This window comes from Shewanella sp. SM21 (genome assembly GCF_025654335.1).
GTDB lineage: Bacteria > Pseudomonadota > Gammaproteobacteria > Enterobacterales > Shewanellaceae > Shewanella > Shewanella oncorhynchi.
In genome coordinates this window covers 26,755-47,444 of record NZ_JAKKRL010000008.1, presented here as the reverse complement: position 1 = coordinate 47,444, position 20,690 = coordinate 26,755, and the positions used below count along the sequence as shown (strand labels likewise).

The following is a 20,690-nucleotide window of genomic DNA, read 5'->3' as shown; positions in this document are numbered from 1 at the left end:
TTTTTAGCCAGATTATTTTTGATAACATAACTCCATCGAGACTGAATCGGCAAAGCGTAGTGCATGGGGTTTGTCTATTTCGACACTGGCAAATTCAACCCAAGGATGCTCACTGGCGATGGCCAGCGTTTGGCTGGTGAGATTTTCGAGTAATGAGAAACGGTTATTCTCAATCAGTTCAATGATCTTTTTGGTGATTGTGCGGTAATTGAGCGCATCCTCGACATTGTCACTGTTGCGGGCACGTTCGGCACAATAATGGATCACGACATTAATGATCACGTCTTGGCGATTTTGGATTTCATCGTCTTTAATGCCAATAAAAGTACGAAGTCTTAAGTTTTTAATGCGTATAATCGCGGTTTCTGGTTTCATAATGACAAATGGCTATCTTAAGCTAAAGTTTCTGAGGTTAAGTGGTTTCAAGGGTTAGCCTAACAATTTTATCTAAGATCAAGAAGGATTTTTAATAAATGACTCGACCTAATGCGCCCTCTGCTGCTTATCGTGGCTTTGCGGTTATGGCCTTTGTAGTGATTATTTTGGCAGGGATTAAGGCGGCGAGCCCGATTGTGGTGCCGTTTGTGCTGTCCAGTTTTCTTGCGGTGATTTGTAATCCTGCAATCGGTTTGATGACAAAGTTCCGTGTGCCTAAATGGCTGGCAGTGATCCTCTTGATGGGTTTTATTGTTTTGATGGGCCTATGGTTAGCCTCAGTCGTCGGCAGTTCTGTCAATGAGTTTTCTAAACAATTGCCCCAATATCGCGATCAGCTGGTGGAGCAGTTTTCGTGGATTATCCATAAATTACAGGCATTAAATATTCAGATTTCGAAGGATCAGGTATTAGCCTATTTTGACCCAGGTATGGCCTTGTCTATGACCACGAATATGCTATCGGGTGTCGGCAATGTGATGGCGAATTTATTTCTGATCATCCTCACTATCGTCTTTATGCTGTTTGAAGCTCAGTCGCTGCCAAAGAAATTGCACCTGGCATTGGACGATCCCGATATGCGCTTAAAGCAGATTGACCGCTTTTTACAATCTGTGAATCAGTACATGGTGATCAAGACCTTAGTGAGTTTGGCTACTGGGATCATCGTCGGTGTGGGATTGACCTTCATCGGCGTGGATTACGCCATGTTATGGGCGGTGATTGCTTTCCTGTTTAATTACATTCCCAATATTGGTTCTATCATTGCCGCGATTCCAGCGGTGTTGTTGGCCTTTATTCAGCTTGGCCCTGCGGCGGCGGGGGGAACTGCACTTTTGTACGTGGGTGCCAACATGGTGATGGGCAATATCATTGAGCCTAAATTTATGGGGCGCGGTCTGGGGTTATCGACCTTAGTGGTGTTTTTATCATTAATTTTCTGGGGCTGGTTATTAGGTTCTGTGGGCATGTTGCTGTCAGTGCCATTGACTATGGTGGTTAAAATTGCCCTCGAATCGAGTAAGAGTGGTAATTGGTTAGCCATTTTATTATCGGACGATATCGAAGATAAGTTCGTGGCCAGTAACGCGGAAAATTCAATTCCCGATGGCGATGAAGCCAATACAAGTGCAACTGAGAGTAAGTAATAGAAGATGCAAAGTTTTATACAAGCGCTAGCGACAATTGAGTTAGGTGATGATGCGGTGCGGTTATTCCACGGTCGCGGTGGGCATTACGTGGGTTGTGAGCACCTATGTTTAGATTGGTTTGCACCAGTGCTATTGCTGACCAGCTTTACTCCCTTGGAGGATACGGATTTAACCCTTTGCCAACAGGCGATTGCAGCGCGCTGGCAAGCTATTAGGCCAGATAGCCAATTGAATTTAGTCTACCAATACCGTAGTGCGGGGGAGACGTTTACCCAATTATTGCAAGGTGAAGTGCCTGAGCCGCATATCGTTAGCGAAAATGGTGCACGGTTTCAGGTGCACCTAATGCGCGGACAAAACCACGGACTCTTCCTCGATATGGCCAATGGCCGCGAGTGGGTTAGAGCAAACGCCCGTTATAAAAAGGTGCTTAATTTGTTCGCTTATACCTGTGGTTTCTCGGTCGCGGCATTACAAGGGGGCGCCGATGAAGTCGTGAATATGGACATGAGCAAAGGCGCATTAGGCATAGGCAAACAGAATCATTTGCTGAATGGCTTTAGCGCGGGGGCCCGTTTTTTAGGCCATGATATTTTTAAATCTTGGGGCAAACTGAAAAAGCTCGGTCCCTACGACATTGTTGTTGCCGATCCACCGAGCAATCAGAAGGGCAGTTTTGTAGCGACTAAGGATTATGTGCGTTTAATTAGGCGTTTACCTGAGTTGCTTGCCGAGAATGGCGAAGTATTACTGTGTCTAAATGCACCTGAACTCGATACCGCTTTCCTGCGTCAACAGGTAGCGGAAGCAGCACCTGCACTCGAATACATAGAGCGCTTAGCCAATCCGCTAGCCTTTATGGATGTGTCGGAAGAGAAGTCACTTAAGGTGCTTCGCTACCGCTTATCGACTCAAGCCTAGGCCTGATTTAGCTTAACTGGCCAGTATTAACTGGCTTTTTTGTCGGCTTAGGTTGAGTGTTTAGCTTTCTACACTGTCGCTTATTACACTGTCACTAATTACTCAGTAGCTTAATCGCTTAGATAGCTGCGATTGCCCATAGGTTTTAATCACTTTACTGACTTGATGTTGGTCTAAGTGTTTGAGGGTGGAAATTTCACCATAAAGCCTGCCCTGAACATCTAATGGCATTCCCTAGATTCATTTTATGTAAGCGATTTCTGTTAATCGCTTTTGTATAAAGCGAATGATGAAATGGCGTCAGCATGGCCTCAATATCCTCGTAGAAAGTGAAAGTCTTTCATGTGGAAGTACTGATTGTGAGCTATTTAAATGATAACCAGCCTTAAATGCTATGTTTGGCGGTACAAAACTGAAAGTTTTCTGTAATTATGGCTTTTGCTTTGTTATACTCCCGCCCACGGAATGTATCCCTTTCCTCATAGGCAAAATGTCAGCATAGAATGGCAAGCCTCTGCGACCTTACCCAATCAAGCAGGAGTTGTTATGGAAGTTCATGAATACGAAAATGCTTATTATCAAGTGAAAGACGATGTACTAACGTCTTTACCTGCTGAAAGCGAAGAAGAAGTGATCCAGGCTTAATCGATAACGATTAAACTGACGGTACTTATGAGTCGGAAATAACAGAACAAGCACAAAAAAATAGCAACCTTAGGGTTGCTATTTTTTTGGCTGAAAGTAAGCAGAATGATTGTATGACAAGGTATGCGCGGTGAAAGCAGGCAAGAAAGGGGGTTAACCGTTAACTTTGCGCTTTTCAGGCAGAAGTTCGACGATAATCCATTGGCTCCCAATTTTGTGTAGGCGTATGGTCCTGTCATCAATCCATGGTTGACCACCTTTAAGACCTTTCATTTTGACCACAACAATGACGTCTTTGGTAAATTTGCGGAAGAAGTCGATATCGATATCATCAATTTCCATTTCAACATTGGTCATAGATAGGCCGAGCATATTACGCTGTACGGCTGCGACAATGTGGTAATGGGTGAGCACTTGTTTAATGGGATCGTCGACGTATTGCTTGGCTTGTTCAACATTACGATCAACATAAATCGCTTTAAAAAAGCCTAAGCTCACTTCTTCCGGTGATAACTGGCGTTGCTCTTGCGTTGAGGGATCGCCACAACCGAAGAGGAACAGGAGGGAGAAAAAAAATAGAGTTCGCATAAGTTTTAGTTATTGGAATTTGTTCCGAGTATCGCGATTTTAGCTGTAATGTACAAGTCTTGTCGTGATTTGCTGTCTATTGTGAAAAGCATTGACTCAAACCTCATGTGTGTGGCATATAGTTAGGAGTCATATAAAAAGGTTATCCACAGAAACTGTGGAAAACTATGTTGAAGACTTCAGTGATACTTTGTAAGTCACTGATATTGTCTTGCTTTATTTGCTGGTTAAAAAGTGACGCTTTTCTGCTTTCCATTATGTTCCACTTCTACTTGTGGATATTTTTCGCAATTTGCCGAGCTTATTCACACTGCATAATTCGATATTTCTCGTTTTTTCTTCATCTTTTGTAATTTCGACTTATCCATTAAGCGATTCTTGCGATCAACGGTATGGTTTACGCTAAATTTGAGCATAAAAAAGCACCGGTAATAACCAGTGCTTTTTTGTGCGTAACGCTATGCAGATTTAATGCTGTTAGCCTTTAGCTGCGTCGTTTTGTGCGGCTTGAATTGCCGTTAGTGCGATAGTGTAGACGATGTCATCGACTAACGCGCCGCGAGACAAGTCGTTCACAGGTTTGCGCATACCTTGCAGCATAGGACCAATACTGATCAGATCGGCGCTTCGCTGTACGGCCTTGTAAGTCGTGTTGCCTGTATTAAGGTCTGGGAACACGAAAACGGTAGCTTGACCAGCGACAGGGCTATTAGGTGCCTTAGAGCGTGCAACGTTTGGCATAACCGCCGCATCGTATTGCAATGGACCATCAATAATCAGATCTGGGCGTTTTTCTTTGGCAATACGGGTTGCTTCACGCACTTTATCCACATCAGAACCTGTACCTGAGTTGCCAGTTGAGTAGCTGATCATTGCCACTCTTGGCTCGATACCGAAGGCTTTTGCTGATTCTGCCGATTGGATGGCGATATCTGCTAACTGCTCAGCATTGGGATCTGGGTTAATCGCACAGTCACCGTAAACAAGCACTTGATCTGGCATCAGCATAAAGAAGATGGATGAAACTAAGCTTGAGCCCGGTGCCGTTTTGATCAATTGCAGTGGTGGGCGAATGGTATTGGCTGTGGTGTTAACCGCACCAGAAACGATACCGTCGACTTCGTTTTGCGCCAACATCATAGTGCCGAGCACCATGTTGTCTTCTAACTGTTCACGGGCAACGACTTCAGTTAAGCCTTTGCTGCGACGCAGTTCCAACATAGGTTCTACGTAACGGTCGCGCACCTCTTCTGGATCGATAATGATCACGCCTTCGCCAAGCACCACATCTTGCTGTGCGGCGATACGCAGGATTTCATCTTTTTTGCCTAAAAGTACACAGCGAGCAATACCGCGTTCGGCACAAATGGCCGCCGCTTTAATGGTACGCGGCTCATCACCTTCTGGCAGCACCACAGTCTTGTGGGCGGCACGCGCCAATTCCGTGAGTTTGTAACGGAAAGCCGGTGGTGACAGGCGATGCTCACGGGGTGAGTTTTTAGTCACGCTTTCAATCCACGTTTGGTCGATGTGGCTGGCCACATAATCCTGCACCAGATCGATACGGACAGCGTCATCGACGGGTACTTCATGGTCGAAACGTTGAATGTTGAGCGAGGTTTGCCAAGTGTTACTGTCGATCAAGAACACAGGTAAACCGGTTTCAAAGGCCTGCTCACACAGCTTAAGAATTTCTGGCTCCGGCTCGTAGCTACCTGTTAATAACAGGGCACCAATTTTCACGCCGTTCATGGCCGCAAGACAGGCTGATACGATCACATCTGAGCGGTCGCCTGAGGTTACAAGCAAGGAGTCAGTCTTAATATGAGTGACCATGTTCGGGATACTGCGGGCACAAAACGTTACTTTACGCAGACGGCGGGTATGCATTTCGCCAGCATTCAGAATGCGTGCACTTAAATGTTTCGCTAAATCCGATGCACGAGGTGCAACAAGATCAAGATTGTAGGGCACGCTGCCTAAAATGCGCAGTGGGCTCTTACCCGGCAGTTGGAACATGCTGGCCGCATCTGAGCGTTGAACACCTTGGTGATCAAAGACTTCAGATAGATCAGGGCGCGCGCGACCTTCGTCGTCAACGGGGGCACCAATCTTGTTGATCACAGCACCAATCAGGCGTTTATTCTTTTTTCCGCCCCAAGAGTTATAGGCGATTTCGAGGCGATTCATTAGCCCTGTGGCCGTATCACTGCCTGGTGTGGCAATAAAAATCACGTCGGCATCCATAGCTTTAGCGATGGCATAGTTCACATCATCGGCGAAGGGATGATTACGCGTTGGTACTAGACCTTCGACAATTAAGGTCTCTGTGTTGCTAGCGCAATCGGCCGCACGGGCAATGATTTGCTCCATTAAGACGTCGATTTGGTCGGCGCGGATTAAGGCTTCGGCATGGGCCATGTCGAAGGGCTCTAAGGGATTTACTGTTGGCGATTTGCTCAGAATAGTGGTCGAGCGTTCTGGGCCATTATCGTTTGGACGAAGCTGAGAAATAGGCTTAAAGAACTGAACCTTAACCCCGTGGCGCTCCAGTGCGCGCACCATCCCAAGGCTTAAGGAGGTCAGGCCGACTCCGGTACCTATGGGGATTAACATAATATTACGAGACATAAAAACCTCTAGTTTCGATGGTTTTTGGCAGAAGAGTTTCTGCAAATTTGCTTGTGAGTACGGCTACGTAAGGTATAAAGCCGTTTGGGTGAGCAAACGGCTTAGGTCTTTTTATTTGTTGATAAGTTTAATGGAATCTTCGGCGATAACCCATTCTTCGTTCGTTGGGATCACCATGGCAATCGTGCCTTTATCTTGGGTGATGATACCTTTCTTACCGAAACGCGCCGCTTTGTTGCGCTCACTATCGACATGGAAATTGAATATTTCCAGCATGTTGAGCACTTTTTCACGGATTAAATCTGAGTTTTCACCAATACCACCGGTGAAGACGACTGCATCTAAACGGCCCAGTGGCACAGTGTAAGAGGCGATGTACTTGGCTAAGCGGTAGCAGAAGATTTCTAAGGCTAAGGTCGCGCCTTTATGACCGTCTGCGTAACCTTCTTCGATGCCGCGGCAATCGTTAGTCAGCTCGGAAATGCCCAGCAGACCACTTTGCTTGTTCATCAGGTTATTCACTTCTTCTAAGGTGTAACCCAGTTGATGAACTAAGTGGTAGATGATTGAAGGGTCAATATCGCCACAACGAGTGCCCATGACCAAACCTTCTAATGGGGTTAAGCCCATAGAAGTGTCGACACTTTTGCCGCCTTTGATGGCGGTGACTGATGCACCGTTGCCTAAGTGAGCACAGATTACATTCGTTTCTTCAATTGGCTTGTTGAGCATTTTTGCCGCTTCACGGCTAACGAATAAATGACTCGTGCCATGCATGCCATAACGACGGATACCGTGTTCACGGTATAACTTGTAAGGCAGGGCGTAGACATAAGCTCTGTCTGGCATGCTTTGGTGGAAAGCGGTATCAAATACAGCAACCTGTGGCAATTTAGGGAAAGAGGCCATTGCCGCGCGGATGCCGATAAGGTGAGCAGGATTGTGCAGTGGGGCTAATGAAGCACAGTCTTCGATACCTTTGATCACGCTCTCATCGATGATCACTGAGCGAGTGAATTTCTCACCACCGTGAACGATACGATGGCCAACGGCTTGAATTTTTGCTGCTAATTCAGGTTGTTCCGCAAGAATTTTATTAACAATGTATTCAACTGCTTCACGGTGAGCCGTAAATGCACCTAAGGCTGCTTCATGTTTTTCGCCGTTGATTTTCCATTTAATGCGAGAGTCTTCTAAACCAAAACATTCGGCTAAGCCAGAAATTTGGTCGTCACCTGTTTGCGCGTCAATGACGGCAAATTTGAGAGAAGAGCTACCGCAATTGAGAACTAAAACCAGTTTATTTGACATGTGTAAACCCTTTGCCATTGTGTTTAATATAACGATTCAAAATAATGAGGAACTGCGGTGTTTTTACCATATCAGTCTTGGGGCGATTCGCCAGATTGTGCTATGGTAAGAGCAGTATTCCATTGTAGTTGGTGTCTAAGATTGAGCATTAAGATCCTCAAAACCTTAGGTGATGGTCATCAGTATATGAAGACTTGGCCTATGGTTAGACAACTGGGTTTTTATTTTCCTGAGTATCGGGTCGTCCGAGCAACTCAGCTCGCCATACTGGTGATGCCAGTGCTGGCGATTTTTGTGAGCATGAGCCAGCTGTATATTCACGGTTGGGCATTTCTGCCCCAAGCTGTCACTCTCGGTTTATTTTTCATCAGCTTACCGTTACAGGGGCTGCTGTGGTTAGGCTGGCGAGCTCGCCATCCATTACCGTTAACGCTGTTCGACTGGATTAACCAGTTGAGTGCGAAGTTGTCATCCATGGGCATCAATTGCCACACGTTAGGCGCTAAAGCCTGTTACCTCGATATGGCACTGATTTTAAAAATAGCCTTTGAGCGTTTAGATGCCAGTTATTGGGAAGAACTTTAGGCCGTTGCCGCGGTTATCCGTTTTGGCTTTTCTATTACTGTGGATTAATAAATCGCGTTAATCCCTTGTTGGACAAATACCGCTTTGATCTTTTCCATGGTTTCTCGACTCGGGGGAGATATCCCATCGAGTTGATAGCTTTCGCCCATGGCTTCCCACTTATGTTTACCTAATTCGTGATAGGGTAGTAACTCTACCTTTTCAATGTTTTTCATGGGCTTGATAAACTCGGCCAGTTGTAATGCCGATGCTTCATCGTCGGTAAACCCGCCCACTACGACATAACGTATCCACGTCGCTTGATTACGCTCTGCTAAATACTGCGCAAATTGCAGTGTTCTATGGTTGCTGACTTTGGTTAACTCAATATGTTTTTCATCGTCCATGTGCTTGATGTCGAGCAGAACCAAGTCAGTATGGTCGAGCAACTCATCAATCACTGGCGTGTATTTACGTACAAAACCATTGGTATCTAAACAGGTATGAATACCTTCTTGCTGACAAGCCGTGAATAATTCGGCGACAAATTCGGCCTGTAAAATGGCTTCACCACCACTGGCCGTAACACCACCATTGCTGGCATCGAGAAAAGGCCGATAGCTTAAGATTTGACTCATTAACTCATCGACCAGAACTTCTTTTCCGCCATCAAGATCCCAAGTGTCACGGTTGTGGCAATATTGGCAGCGCATTAAACAGCCCTGCATAAAGGTGATAAACCGTATGCCGGGACCATCTACTGTGCCAAAGGATTCCACCGAGTGGATCCGACCGATAACTGCCATTGTGACTCCTGTTAAAATAAGTGAGGCTGTAGCACAGTGTACTACAGCCTTGACTAATTTAGCTTACAGACCTTTTGTGAACGTACGCGTGATCACATCTTGTTGCTGTTCTGGTGTCAGTGAGTTAAAGCGCACTGCATAGCCAGAAACTCGGATGGTCAGCTGTGGATACTTGTCTGGATGCTTAACGGCATCTTCGAGCATCTCGCGGTTCATCACGTTGACGTTCAAGTGTTGGCCACCTTCTTTTTTGTCATTGTGGTCGAAGTATCCGTCCATCAATGCCGCTAAGTTGGTACGGCGAGCATCATCATCTTTACCCAGCGCATTTGGCACGATTGAGAAGGTATAAGAAATACCGTCTTGAGCGTGGGCAAATGGGAGTTTTGCCACTGAGGTTAAAGAAGCGATTGCGCCTTTTTCATCACGGCCATGCATAGGGTTTGCACCCGGTGCAAATGGCGCACCTGAACGACGACCATCTGGTGTGTTACCGGTTTTCTTACCATAAACCACGTTTGAGGTGATGGTCAGAATTGACTGCGTTGGGATCGCATTGCGATACATTTTACGGTCACGAATTTTCGCCATAAAACGTTCAACTAAGTCACAGGCGATATCATCTACACGTGGGTCGTTGTTACCAAATTTTGGATAGTCACCGCTGATATCGAAATCAACTGCTATGCCGTTTTCATCACGCACTGGTTTTACGGTGGCGTATTTGATGGCAGACAGTGAGTCGGCTGCGATAGATAAACCCGCAATACCACAAGCCATAGTGCGACGTACGTCTCTGTCGTGCAGCGCCATAAGCGCGGCTTCGTAAGAGTACTTATCGTGCATGTAGTGGATTGAGTTCAGTGCAGTGACATATTGAGTCGCTAACCAATCCATTAAACCGTCTAAGCGATTCATCACATCATCAAAGTTGAGCACTTCGTCTGTGATCATGTCTGCTTTAGGGGCAATTTGGATTTTCAGTTTTTCGTCTACGCCGCCGTTAATCGCATACAGCATGGTTTTCGCTAAGTTAGCGCGAGCACCGAAGAACTGCATGTGTTTACCCACAACCATAGGGCTCACACAACAGGCGATTGCATAGTCGTCTGATTGGAAATCAGGACGCATTAAGTCATCGTTTTCGTATTGGATTGAGCTAGTGTCGATAGACACTTTGGCGCAATATTTTTTGAAACCGATTGGCAGTTTATCTGACCATAATACCGTGATGTTTGGCTCTGGACTTGGACCCATAGTGTAAAGGGTGTTCAAGAAACGGAAGCTTGATTTTGTCACTAACGTACGGCCATCTAAGCCCATACCGCCGATTGACTCCGTCGCCCAAATTGGGTCGCCTGAGAACAATTCGTCGTATTCAGGGGTACGTAGGAAACGCACCATACGCAATTTCATCACGAAATGGTCAACCATTTCCTGAGCTTGTTGCTCAGTTAAGGTGCCATTTTTCAGATCACGTTCAATATAGATGTCGAGGAATGAAGAGGTACGACCTAATGACATGGCAGCGCCGTTTTGGCTCTTCACTGCAGCTAAATAGCCGAAGTAAGTCCATTGGATCGCTTCTTGTGCATTGGTCGCAGGACGAGAAATATCGAAGCCATACTTGGCAGCCATTTTCTTCATTTGGCCTAATGCACGGTGTTGCTCGGCAATTTCTTCACGTAGTTGGATAACGTTAGATAACTCTTCACCCGCTTCGAACTGCGCTTGCAGTGAGCTAAATTGGGCAAACTTATCTTTCATCAGGTAATCGATACCGTAAAGTGCCACACGGCGATAGTCACCAATGATACGGCCACGGCCATAAGCATCGGGTAAGCCCGTTAAAATACCTGATTTACGACAGGCCATAATTTCGGGGGTGTAAACATCGAACACACCTTGGTTATGGGTTTTGCGCAGTTCTGAATAAACGTATTTAACATCTTCATCCAGTACACGATCGTAGGCGGCGCATGAGCTTTCCACCATACGAATACCACCGTTAGGCAACATAGCGCGTTTTAGCGGCGCGTCTGTTTGTAAGCCAACGATAGTTTCTAATTCTTTGTTGATATAGCCAGCGTCGTGGGAAGTGATGGTTGAAACCATCTTAGTGTCGAAATCAACAGGCGCGTGGGTACGGTTTTCCTGTTTGATGCCTTCCATGACTTTATCCCACAATTTTGTGGTCGCTTCGGTGGCACCGGCGAGGAAGGACTCGTCGCCTTCAAAAGGCGCGTAGTTTTGTTGGATAAAGTCACGTACATTGACTTCAGATTTCCAATCGCCAGGAGTAAAGCTTTCCCATGCGTTGGCAAACAGTTCAGTTTTGTCGGTCATCGTACTAATACCTTCTGGTTGAGATAAAAGGTTATTGGCGATCAGCGTTAAGCAATGCTGAGTATAAGCCAATAGCTAATTCCTGAAATAAAGCTCCCTTCATGATGACGCCCTATGATGGGAACTGGATTTTGAAGCGCTCGTCACTCCAAAAGTCTGTCTATTGATACCCGATAAGATGACAAATATTCGCTTACTTTGATTATCGGCTACTGATAAATCTTTATAATTGGTAAGACCAATTGTCCATAGGCATATTAACATAGGTCTGTCGCTATCGCATCTTAAACGGCTTGGTTTATGCTCTGTTAATCCCAAATTTGCTAGCTAGGTAGCATTTTTTTACCACAATAGGGAATACGGCACGCTTTTTAAGTTGGTGTGACATCTGAACCCCATTATCTCTTAAATCAGCCTGCCTATATTGTTCCCATTTACTGTCCACCTTTAGCGAGGATAAATCTATCCTCGTATAGGCTGATTTTGATTGGTGGGAGTCACGGCTCGATAATGGGAGCTGTCACAGTAGGCGCAGTGGTTATGATATTAAAAATAAGTTTGATGTTAGCTATTTGTATTAATTTATTTTTATTTGCTAACTTAGTGTCGATTTAGGAGACGGCATGTCATAACGCCATCAAATAAAGCATGCAATGCTTAAATCATTCAGGAAGGGTTAAAGAGTGGCTAAATACAGTAGTTTGCTATGATGCAGGCAACTTGTTACTTGCTGTTGGACTAAACTGTAAATGCTAAAGTATCGGTTCAATTTAATGAATACCGAGAGACACGCGTCAAGCTCTTGGTCATTTAATGTGTCATTGCTGAGGTTAACTTGAATCTATAGCGCATTAATTTAAGCGTTAGTTCACTAAATATGAGATGGAAACGTGCAGGATTTGCATCGTATACCATCTTAATTAAGCCACATTCTCGCGATGAAAATTGTGTCACCATGGTAAGACCAATTAACCTTTTGTGTTTTTGGCTTCAAAGTTTTCACATTTTGGGTGTGAATAGCATCACGCTTTAGCAATATCTGCTTCACAGCATAAGCGCGTTGTATGATACAAAGCGAGACTTTAGTGAATCATCATTTAAGCAAATCATTATCTCGGTTTTGATTCGTATTATCTGCGCAATGGCGCTGCTGGAGATACCTATGCTACGCGTTCAAGTTTGTTTATCTGAAGTTGGAGTTATGCAATGAAAAGCCCAAATCCATCGTCATCAGTTCCAACTGTGACAAACAGCGCACATGAAGCGCCACAGGTTTCAGCTCATTTTAGTTGTTACAATCAGGCTGAAATTTACGGGACAAGCAAAGTGGTTAAAGCACCTTGGCAGTCCTTTGGCTTAGCCGTGTTTGCTGGCGCATTTATCGCTTTAGCCTTTGTTTTTTATTTAACCGTAACCACTGGCGCAGGCGATGCGTCTTGGGGTTTAGTTCGTTTCGTTGGCGGAATAGCCTTTAGTTTAGGTTTAATTTTAGTGGTTGTTTGCGGTGGAGAACTGTTCACCAGTTCTGTGCTCAGTACCGTTGCATGGGCACAAAAACAGGTCACTGGCGCTGAATTACTCAAATGTTGGTGCCGCGTGTATGCCGGCAATTTTGTCGGAGCCATGTTGATGGTTTGCTTGATCACTGCCGCAGGTATGTATGAGCTCGATGGTGGTAATTGGGGATTAAATGCACTTAAAGTGGCACAGCACAAACTGCACCATACTTGGGTCCAAGCTTTTAGTTTAGGCATTTTATGTAACATGTTGGTGTGTTTAGGTGTGTGGATGACCTTTGCTAGCCGTGATGTACTGACGAAATCATTACTGTTAATTTTACCTGTGGCTATGTTCGTTAGTAGTGGCTTTGAACACAGTATCGCTAACTTATTTATGGTGCCTATGGGCATGATGATCCAATCTATCGCCAGCCCAGAGTTCTTCGTGTCTTTAGGGGTTACTCAAGCACAATTTGCCGATTTAACCGTGGCAAACTTTATATTCAATAATTTAATACCTGTAACCTTAGGCAATATTGTCGGTGGCGGTGTGATTGTTGGTTTAGGTTATTGGTGGATAGAGCAGGGTAAAGTCACCTTGGCTGAATCACACAAAGCTCATCATGAACACTTTTCTGCACCACATTCACATACTGAAAAAACTCAGCATCAGAGTGAGATTAAGCTGACTAAACATTCTTAAAACGTCTTTAATTATCAGTCTGAAGTGAAAGTGCCCAGCAGGTAGCTGGGCACTTTTTTATGTCGGTTTACTATGATGTGTAAATAATGAAGTAAATAAAAACGGCATCCGAAGATGCCGTTTTTTGATTAGGTTCTAACTAATCAACACCATATTAGAATTTAACTTCGCCTTCGATAAACCATTCACGACCACGCGCATCATATGATGAGCGGTTATAGTGTGGCCAGGCTGTATCTGTTGGATCAAAGTTTGGTCCAGCATTAAATAAGTTCATTACACCGCCAGTCACTTTAATTGCGTCTGTGATGTTATAAGCCGATGTTAAGTTCCACTTCGTTTGTGATGCAATTTCGTTTGCACTTTCATCGAATGCCAAACCTTTATCTAATGCAGCTTTTTTAAACGATTTATATCCAACACCATGCATTCTTGCTGTGTGGTAAGCGCCTAAAGTTGTTTCAAAATCGTTTATATACCAACCTAAAATGATATTGGCTTTATATTGCGGTAAACCACCATCATCGATGTCATCATCAATTGCAGCTGTAGGATCTGTTTGTCCTTCAGAAAGAAGAATATAAGTACCATTAAAGTTTAGTTTTAACTCACCAAAGTCAGCGACATCCCATCCGTAACCAGTGGTTAAGTCAATACCACGAACTTTCTGATAAGCAAGGTTTTGTGCGACGGTATTAATGTGAGTAATAGTACCTAATGCGTCACGGGTGATCATGTTTGCATAAGTTTCATATTCACGAGCAGCTTTGCTTGCAGAGATGTCACTTACCATGTCATCCAGTTTCCACTCCCAAATATCGAGTGAAGCATTTAAGCTATCGCCACCATATACAGCACCTATGTTGGCTGTATAGCCTGTTTCAGCGCTAAGATCTTTGTTAGCACCAGTAGTGATATCAATATTGAGTTCATTACAGATTTTGTTCAGTGTTGGATCTGGATTTTTCTGAGATGGAGTTCCACCTAGAGCTTGGCACTGTTTAAAATCAATGATATTGCTATATGCTTTAGTTGCATCTCCATATACGCGATGCATATCTGGTGCGCGGAACACTTTACTGATAGAACCACGAACTAATAATTCATCAAGTGGACGATACTCTACGGTTAATTGAGGCGACAAATTTCCACCGAAATCATCATATCGGTCATAACGTAAGGCCGCATCAAGTGTTAAGTCCTCAAGAACTGGAAGCTTTAATTCCATATAGGTTGCCCAGTATGAACGCTCACCAGCACCTGATGAACCACCACGGCTTAGAATATTGCCTTTAACAGATTCTGAGTCAGATTCTGATGAGTAGTCTTGAGTGGTATATTCTGCCCCAAAAGCAAAGTCTGCTGAACCTGCTGGCAGTTCAAATGCTGGACCTGTGATATTTGCTTGAATATTTTTTTGAGTTGATTGAGCTTTTTCAAACGGAGTGTACGCTATACCGCTGACATCATTTGTGCTGATAGGCGCAAGCAGTGATTTACCGTCAGTACCTTGAGCTAGATAATTAAATAATCCACCCACAGTCGCAAAGCCACTATTGAATACATCCACATTAGTACGGCCGTAATTTACGGATGTATCCCAACTATAATCATCAGCGATCACGCCTTCCAAGCCCGCGGTGAAGAAATAGTTACGGGTACTTGTTTCTCCTGCGCGGTTGCCGAATTCGTGCAAACGACGAATATAGTTGTAGTCACCATTTTCGGCATTTTTAAAATCTCCACCAAGACCTGTATTCTTGTCGAATGTTTTTGTCAGTGAATCATCTAAATCAACACCTAAAGTTACTTTGTCTCCTGCAACATTGACTGTGTAGTTATCGATACCCATAGGTTCGATACGTGTTGTTGATTTTGCTTCTGCAAAATCAAGACGTCCTACAAAGTTCAAATTATCTGCAAGTTCATAGTTAAAGTTCGTTGAACTGATAAAACGAGTGCTTTCTGGTGATAGATCGCGCCACTTTGAGCGATCAAAGCCACATGCGCTACCTGTCCAAAGAAAACCGCTCGCTTCGCATTCACTCGCAGTGAGGACACGTTGGCCTTTTGGTGTCGTTCCACCAGCAGGTTTTTTACCTGTAATGCCAGCCCCATATGAGCTGTATTGTGAATATTTACTATAAGGTACTTTGTCTGTATCTAATCCAAAAACAGCTCTATCAGTTGCATTCAAACGCTCAGTATCAGTAAATTCGATGAAGGTTGAGACGTTACCACGTTCGGAAGATGAACCCAGAGATAGCGCAATTCGATCGCTTCCACCACCGCCTTCAGTAGTATCACCATGTCGATATTTTAATGCGACGCCATCAAAATCTCTTTTTAAGATAATGTTTACTACGCCACCAACAGCATCTGCACCATAAATTGCTGAACCACCAGATTGTAATATCTCAATACGAGCAACAGCTTCCATTGGTAAGTTTGCGGTATCAACAAAGTTGTCTGTACCACCTGCTGGTTTAGGATATTGGTTGAGACGTTTACCGTTAATCAATGTTAGCGTTCTGCTTGCACCCGCATTACGTAAACTGATTGATGACGCAGCTGGTGTAAAACCATGTACTGATTGAGTTGTCATTGCTCCTGTTGTTGAAGTCAGGCTCTGCAATGCATCTTGTACGTTAGTAAAACCTTGTTTTGCCATATCATCAGCACTTAGTACTGTAACTGGGGTTGCGGTTTCCATATCGGTACGCTTAATACGTGAACCTGTTACTTCAATACGTTCAACTTTGGCACCATCTTCAGCTGCATATACTATCGAAGTGGTTAACGCGGCAGTAGCTGCTCCGCTTATTAATGCAAAGCGAACGGCTTTGGCTAATGTAGAATTTGCACGCATTTTATTCTCCCTTAACACATGTTGTATGTTTATTTTTTATTTTTCTTAAATGGTTACTTATGTAAAGAATTAAGCTCTCATTTAATTGAGTTCAGGATATAACCACAAGAAAATAACAAGTGCAACATTGGTCATGCTGGAGTTTTGTTTAAAATTTGTTATTTACTCTCTTTTTAAAATGCAGATATAAGTAGGGTGTGTGTGTAATCGGTGGCAGATAAGGTTTTAATCTGAGGGTTTTGTTTTTTATTTGGCTTTTTGTTTTTATTATTGGTTCTTTGTGTTTTTTTATTGTTGCTAATTTTTTGTTTTATTGTGTTTTAATTTTGTTGTTTTCAATAATAGTTTGAAACTATTTTATGTGAAAAAGTAAGAATTAATAACGATATGGTTTGTCATTCCATATATTTTAGATTGGATGATTGAGGAGTGTTATCAATAAGGATTTTCATGCGGTTTAATTTTGTATGGTGATATTTTTACACCGCGTCAGTAAGCTAGAAGTAAAATTATGGAATGAAATGTTGTAAAGAATAAAAACTAATCAAATGCTATTTCTGATTATTTAATTTTGACTGTTTAAATACAAAAGCGAAGTGAATATCTATTCACTTCGCTTTCGGTTTATTGTTTAGTTTTTTGAGTGAACAATTCATTTGTATGGTTAATTATTTTTACAAAAAGCGGTTCTGTTTATTTGCTATTTAGAACTGATTTTTGCTCTACCACGTTAAATTGCAGTGGAAAGTAGTGTCCTAAATAACGTAGGGCGACATAGGCAACCACTAAGGTGGCGATTACCAGTTCGAATTCTGCTAAGTATTTTATCCATATCGCTAACTCACCCATGCTATTGAACTGCGTTAACCAAGCTGCGGTTTTAAAGAGGGCGGTTGCACCGATCACCATAGGGAAGGTAAAGGCTGCGTAGCCTGGGCTAAAGGGCAGTTTTAGTAGGTGAAAGAAGGCCAAGTAGATGATGCTGGTCATCAGAATGGCGATGCTCAGTAGTAAGGCGACTAAGGGAATTGATGCCTGCTCACAAACAGTCAGATAGCCCGCGAGTGATAAACTGGCGGGAGCTGCGAGAATGGCAATGGTTGGTTTAGCGGTATCAGGTATCGCCTGACAGAAAATGAGGCGATAGAGCATCAAAGGCAGCATGATTAAGTAGGCTAACATTCCAAAAACCAAAATGGCGTTTGCTAACCATTGGTAATCAGACACAGGGAAAGACACCGCCGCGACGATAATGCCAATGGGTGGTACAAACCAGCTTGGAACCATGTGCTCGAGTTTAAAATCAATGGCGCGATAGTAGATAAACGCGCTTAGGAAGATCACATGGATACCAATGGCGACTAGCCACAGAGTTAAGCCTGCATGGGGGAAATAATCGCCGAGTGATTTAGACACCACCATCAAGCCCATGGCGAAGGTGGGGATCACACTACCAATCACAGGGTGACTTAGCTCGTCCTTTAAAATGTTAGGATGAAGCATGAATTTACCCATGAGCAATAACAGTAACACAGAGGCTATGATGGCACCTGTGAGTTGTCCTGCGCCATTAAGTGAAGGTGTCATGTTCTCCCATGTCCAACCTAAGCTGGCAATTGCCAGTGCCAACCCAGCCATAGGGCTGGGAAGTTTAGCTGCGTGGGATGTCCAGCGTTTGCGTTTTGAAGTCATTTTGAATACCTCTCAATACTGACAATGCTTAACATCGCTTTTTTGGGGCGCTGTTTTGATGTATTTAGTGTACTGCGGGTATCAATGATAAATAAATTTGATTAATTTTATTCATTGCATAAGTTTTGTTTACTTTGATGTTGTTATTAAACTTAAGGTTTGAGTTTACAACGCAGTAGCGTGTGCCCTAGGCCAAGATTGTCTGTATCTTCATCCACATACAGTCCCGCTTGGTGAAGCAGGGCCAATAAATCCTTAGAGTGATACATGCGGCTATTGCCATTGGCCATGGCGCTGAAATAGAGGCTAGTGGCATTTACGCAATAGGCGGAGGCGGCCGATGGCTGTCTATCCCAAAAGGTTTCGACGATAAAGAGTTGGCTGCTTGATGTCATTGCCTTTGCCGTGCGTTGTAAAATGCTCAGGATTTGGCTTTTTGAGAAGCAATCCAAAAATTGACTCATCCAGTAAGTATCGGCGCCTTCGACAAAGGGTAGGGAGTCGTCCAGCAGATCGGTGGCAAAGGTATGCACGCGCGCTGCAAAACCTCGTGCGAGTGCATTTTGTGTGGCTACCTCTAGTTGCCCCGGGAAATCCATAATCGTGACTTCAACGTTTGCGTCATAATCACAGCAGCTCAGTGCCCATTTTCCCGTATTGCCGCCTATATCCACTAAATGGCTTGGCTTATGGGCAAACACTAATGGCAGAAGCTGTGGAAAGGCATGATCCGAATAGTAATGATCGAAGGCAAACCAGCTCTGTTTCGCTTTGGGTGGTAGATCTTTTAAGGCGGGGTAGATGGTATTCCAGTCACCGAACACCTTAAGTCCTGCGGCCTTGCCTTCGAGTAGCGCGGTATCAAGGTTAAAAAGGCCTTGATAGCAAACATCCTGCACAAAGTTAAGATTGATGGCGGCCATGTCGTCATGGAGTAAAAAGTGCCCCGTTTTGTCGAGGACATAGCCATTTTCATTTTGCCAAACTAAACCCATACTGAGTCCCATATCCAACAATACCCCCAAGGCATATTCACTCAGTGGGGTGGATTGCCTTAACTCGGCCGCAGTGATCCCATGATCGGCCGCGTTATCTATTTGGGCTAGCACATCGAATTTGAGTAGGCAGTGGGCGACTTGAAAGCTGATGGGGCCAAAGGCAATTTTTTGAGCTTCAAATTTCGCATTGAAGGCGCTGATGTTACTTGGTGTTCGGTAAAAAGACATAAAAAGGAATGAATTGGCGAGCCGGTCCGTTCTTTATAACCAAGTTAGCCGTGAAAGCCAGTTGAGATACAAAAAACTATGAGCTGTATCCAAACTTGAGCAGTAACTTGTTTATGCTCTGTAATCGAGATCTAAATAATGGAATGCCATAAATAAAAATACCCAGCCAAAGCTGGGTATTTTAAGGACGATAAAACGTCGTTTATTGAACGTTTTCTTCGTCGCCGAATTGGCCTTGGAACAAGACTGAAGATAGGTAACGCTCGGCAGCCGATGGCAAAATCACCACAATGGTTTTGCCTGCAAACTCTGGCAACTCAGCGATGCGGTTGGCGGCGACAACGGCGGCACCCGATGAAATACCCACTAAAATGCCTTCTTCTTGCATTAAGCGGCGGGCCATGTCGATGGCTTCATCGTTAGTTACAGCCTCAACACGGTCAATCAATTCTAAATCTAAGTTACCTGGGATAAAGCCTGCACCAATACCTTGGATTTTATGCGGCCCTGGTTGCACAGGTAAACCCGCTAAGGTTTGAGCTATAACAGGGGAATCTGCTGGCTCAACCGCAACTGAGGTGATGGTTTTACCGGCCACTTTTTTCAAGTAACGGCTTACGCCAGTAATTGTACCGCCAGTACCTACACCGGCAACAAACACATCAACTTCACCATCGGTATCATTCCAGATTTCTGGACCTGTGGTTTTTTCATGGATTTCTGGGTTAGCAGGGTTATTAAACTGCTGCAATAAAATGTATTTTTCAGGAGCCGATTGGCGAATTTCTTCCGCTTTATCAATCGCACCTTTCATGCCTTTCGCGCCTTCAGTCAGCACGAGAGTTGCGCCTAGGGCTTTGAGTAGTTTACGACGCTCTAAACTCATGGTATTTGGCATGGTAAGGGTCAGTTTATAGCCACGGGCCGCGGCAACATACGCTAATGCAATACCTGTGTTGCCTGATGTCGGCTCAATCAGCTCGTGATTTTTTGTTAATAGACCTTTCTTCTCGGCATCCCAAATCATATTGGCACCGATACGGCATTTAACACTGAAACTTGGGTTACGGGCTTCGACTTTGGCCAGCACTTTACCTTGGCTAACACGGTTTAAACGTACTAGCGGTGTATTACCAATAGTATATGAATTATCTTCGAAAATTTTGCTCATGGATTGCTTGCTCCTATGTTGGCACTACTGAATCATAATCTGCTGTGGCGCTTTTAGAAGTGATTGTTTGTTCTTCTTTATTCGATTTGGTTATTAAAGGGTGTGCTGTTATTCGCAAACCCTGATTGGCAG

General features: G+C 44.1%; 14 protein-coding genes. 4 read left to right on the top strand and 10 right to left on the bottom strand.

Features of this window, described 5'->3' with window-relative positions; translation table 11 throughout:
- Positions 1-12: 12 nt before the first annotated feature.
- Positions 13-375 (bottom strand): dihydroneopterin triphosphate 2'-epimerase, encoded by a 363-nt coding sequence (folX, locus tag L5L94_RS12175; protein ID WP_105252131.1) that lies wholly within the window; start codon positions 373-375, stop codon positions 13-15.
- Between the two features lie 98 nt (positions 376-473).
- Here folX and L5L94_RS12170 point away from each other — a divergent pair, with 98 nt between their 5' ends.
- Positions 474-1,583 carry an AI-2E family transporter gene (locus tag L5L94_RS12170; protein ID WP_263163347.1) on the top strand — a complete coding sequence of 370 codons (1,110 nt, stop codon included), beginning with the start codon at positions 474-476 and terminating at the stop codon, positions 1,581-1,583.
- Positions 1,584-1,589: 6 nt separating this feature from the next.
- Positions 1,590-2,507, top strand: a complete 918-nt coding sequence (locus tag L5L94_RS12165) for a class I SAM-dependent methyltransferase (protein ID WP_131523541.1) — start codon at positions 1,590-1,592, stop codon at positions 2,505-2,507.
- 798 nt (positions 2,508-3,305) lie between these two features.
- Here L5L94_RS12165 and L5L94_RS12160 read toward each other — a convergent pair.
- The 3 genes from L5L94_RS12160 to ackA all read right to left on the bottom strand — a co-directional run bounded on the left by L5L94_RS12160 (position 3,306) and on the right by ackA (position 7,682).
- A complete protein-coding gene (locus L5L94_RS12160; protein ID WP_263163345.1) occupies positions 3,306-3,740 on the bottom strand; it encodes a hypothetical protein in 435 nt (144 codons plus the stop codon).
- 477 nt (positions 3,741-4,217) lie between these two features.
- A complete protein-coding gene (gene pta, locus L5L94_RS12155; protein WP_028760976.1) occupies positions 4,218-6,371 on the bottom strand; it encodes a phosphate acetyltransferase in 2,154 nt (717 codons plus the stop codon).
- Positions 6,372-6,482: 111 nt separating this feature from the next.
- The gene (gene ackA, locus L5L94_RS12150; protein WP_107948097.1) at positions 6,483-7,682 is read right to left on the bottom strand and encodes an acetate kinase; all 1,200 of its coding nucleotides are present in this window, start codon (positions 7,680-7,682) and stop codon (positions 6,483-6,485) included.
- 141 nt (positions 7,683-7,823) lie between these two features.
- Here ackA and yfbV point away from each other — a divergent pair, with 141 nt between their 5' ends.
- Positions 7,824-8,267 carry a terminus macrodomain insulation protein YfbV gene (gene yfbV, locus L5L94_RS12145; protein WP_081729091.1) on the top strand — a complete coding sequence of 148 codons (444 nt, stop codon included), beginning with the start codon at positions 7,824-7,826 and terminating at the stop codon, positions 8,265-8,267.
- A gap of 44 nt (positions 8,268-8,311) precedes the next feature.
- Here yfbV and pflA read toward each other — a convergent pair whose 3' ends face one another.
- On the bottom strand, positions 8,312-9,052 hold the full coding sequence (gene pflA, locus L5L94_RS12140; RefSeq protein ID WP_263163342.1) for a pyruvate formate lyase 1-activating protein: 741 nt from the start codon (positions 9,050-9,052) through the stop codon (positions 8,312-8,314).
- A 63-nt stretch (positions 9,053-9,115) separates the two neighbouring features.
- Positions 9,116-11,398, bottom strand: coding sequence for a formate C-acetyltransferase (gene pflB / locus L5L94_RS12135; RefSeq protein WP_263163340.1), 2,283 nt, complete (start codon positions 11,396-11,398; stop codon positions 9,116-9,118).
- A gap of 1,206 nt (positions 11,399-12,604) precedes the next feature.
- Between pflB and focA the strand changes: the two genes are divergently transcribed.
- Positions 12,605-13,600 carry a formate transporter FocA gene (gene focA, locus L5L94_RS12130; RefSeq protein WP_263163338.1) on the top strand — a complete coding sequence of 332 codons (996 nt, stop codon included), beginning with the start codon at positions 12,605-12,607 and terminating at the stop codon, positions 13,598-13,600.
- A gap of 154 nt (positions 13,601-13,754) precedes the next feature.
- On the opposite strand, the gene L5L94_RS12125 is transcribed toward focA, so the two are convergent.
- The 4 genes from L5L94_RS12125 to cysK all read right to left on the bottom strand — a co-directional run bounded on the left by L5L94_RS12125 (position 13,755) and on the right by cysK (position 20,558).
- Positions 13,755-16,469 (bottom strand): TonB-dependent receptor plug domain-containing protein, encoded by a 2,715-nt coding sequence (locus tag L5L94_RS12125; protein WP_263163336.1) that lies wholly within the window; start codon positions 16,467-16,469, stop codon positions 13,755-13,757.
- 693 nt (positions 16,470-17,162) lie between these two features.
- On the bottom strand, positions 17,163-18,161 hold the full coding sequence (locus L5L94_RS12120) for a TDT family transporter (RefSeq protein ID WP_263163334.1): 999 nt from the start codon (positions 18,159-18,161) through the stop codon (positions 17,163-17,165).
- A gap of 152 nt (positions 18,162-18,313) precedes the next feature.
- Positions 18,314-19,387 (bottom strand): methyltransferase, encoded by a 1,074-nt coding sequence (locus L5L94_RS12115; RefSeq protein ID WP_263163333.1) that lies wholly within the window; start codon positions 19,385-19,387, stop codon positions 18,314-18,316.
- 202 nt (positions 19,388-19,589) lie between these two features.
- The gene (cysK, locus tag L5L94_RS12110) at positions 19,590-20,558 is read right to left on the bottom strand and encodes a cysteine synthase A (RefSeq protein WP_113940761.1); all 969 of its coding nucleotides are present in this window, start codon (positions 20,556-20,558) and stop codon (positions 19,590-19,592) included.
- Positions 20,559-20,690: the final 132 nt, after the last annotated feature.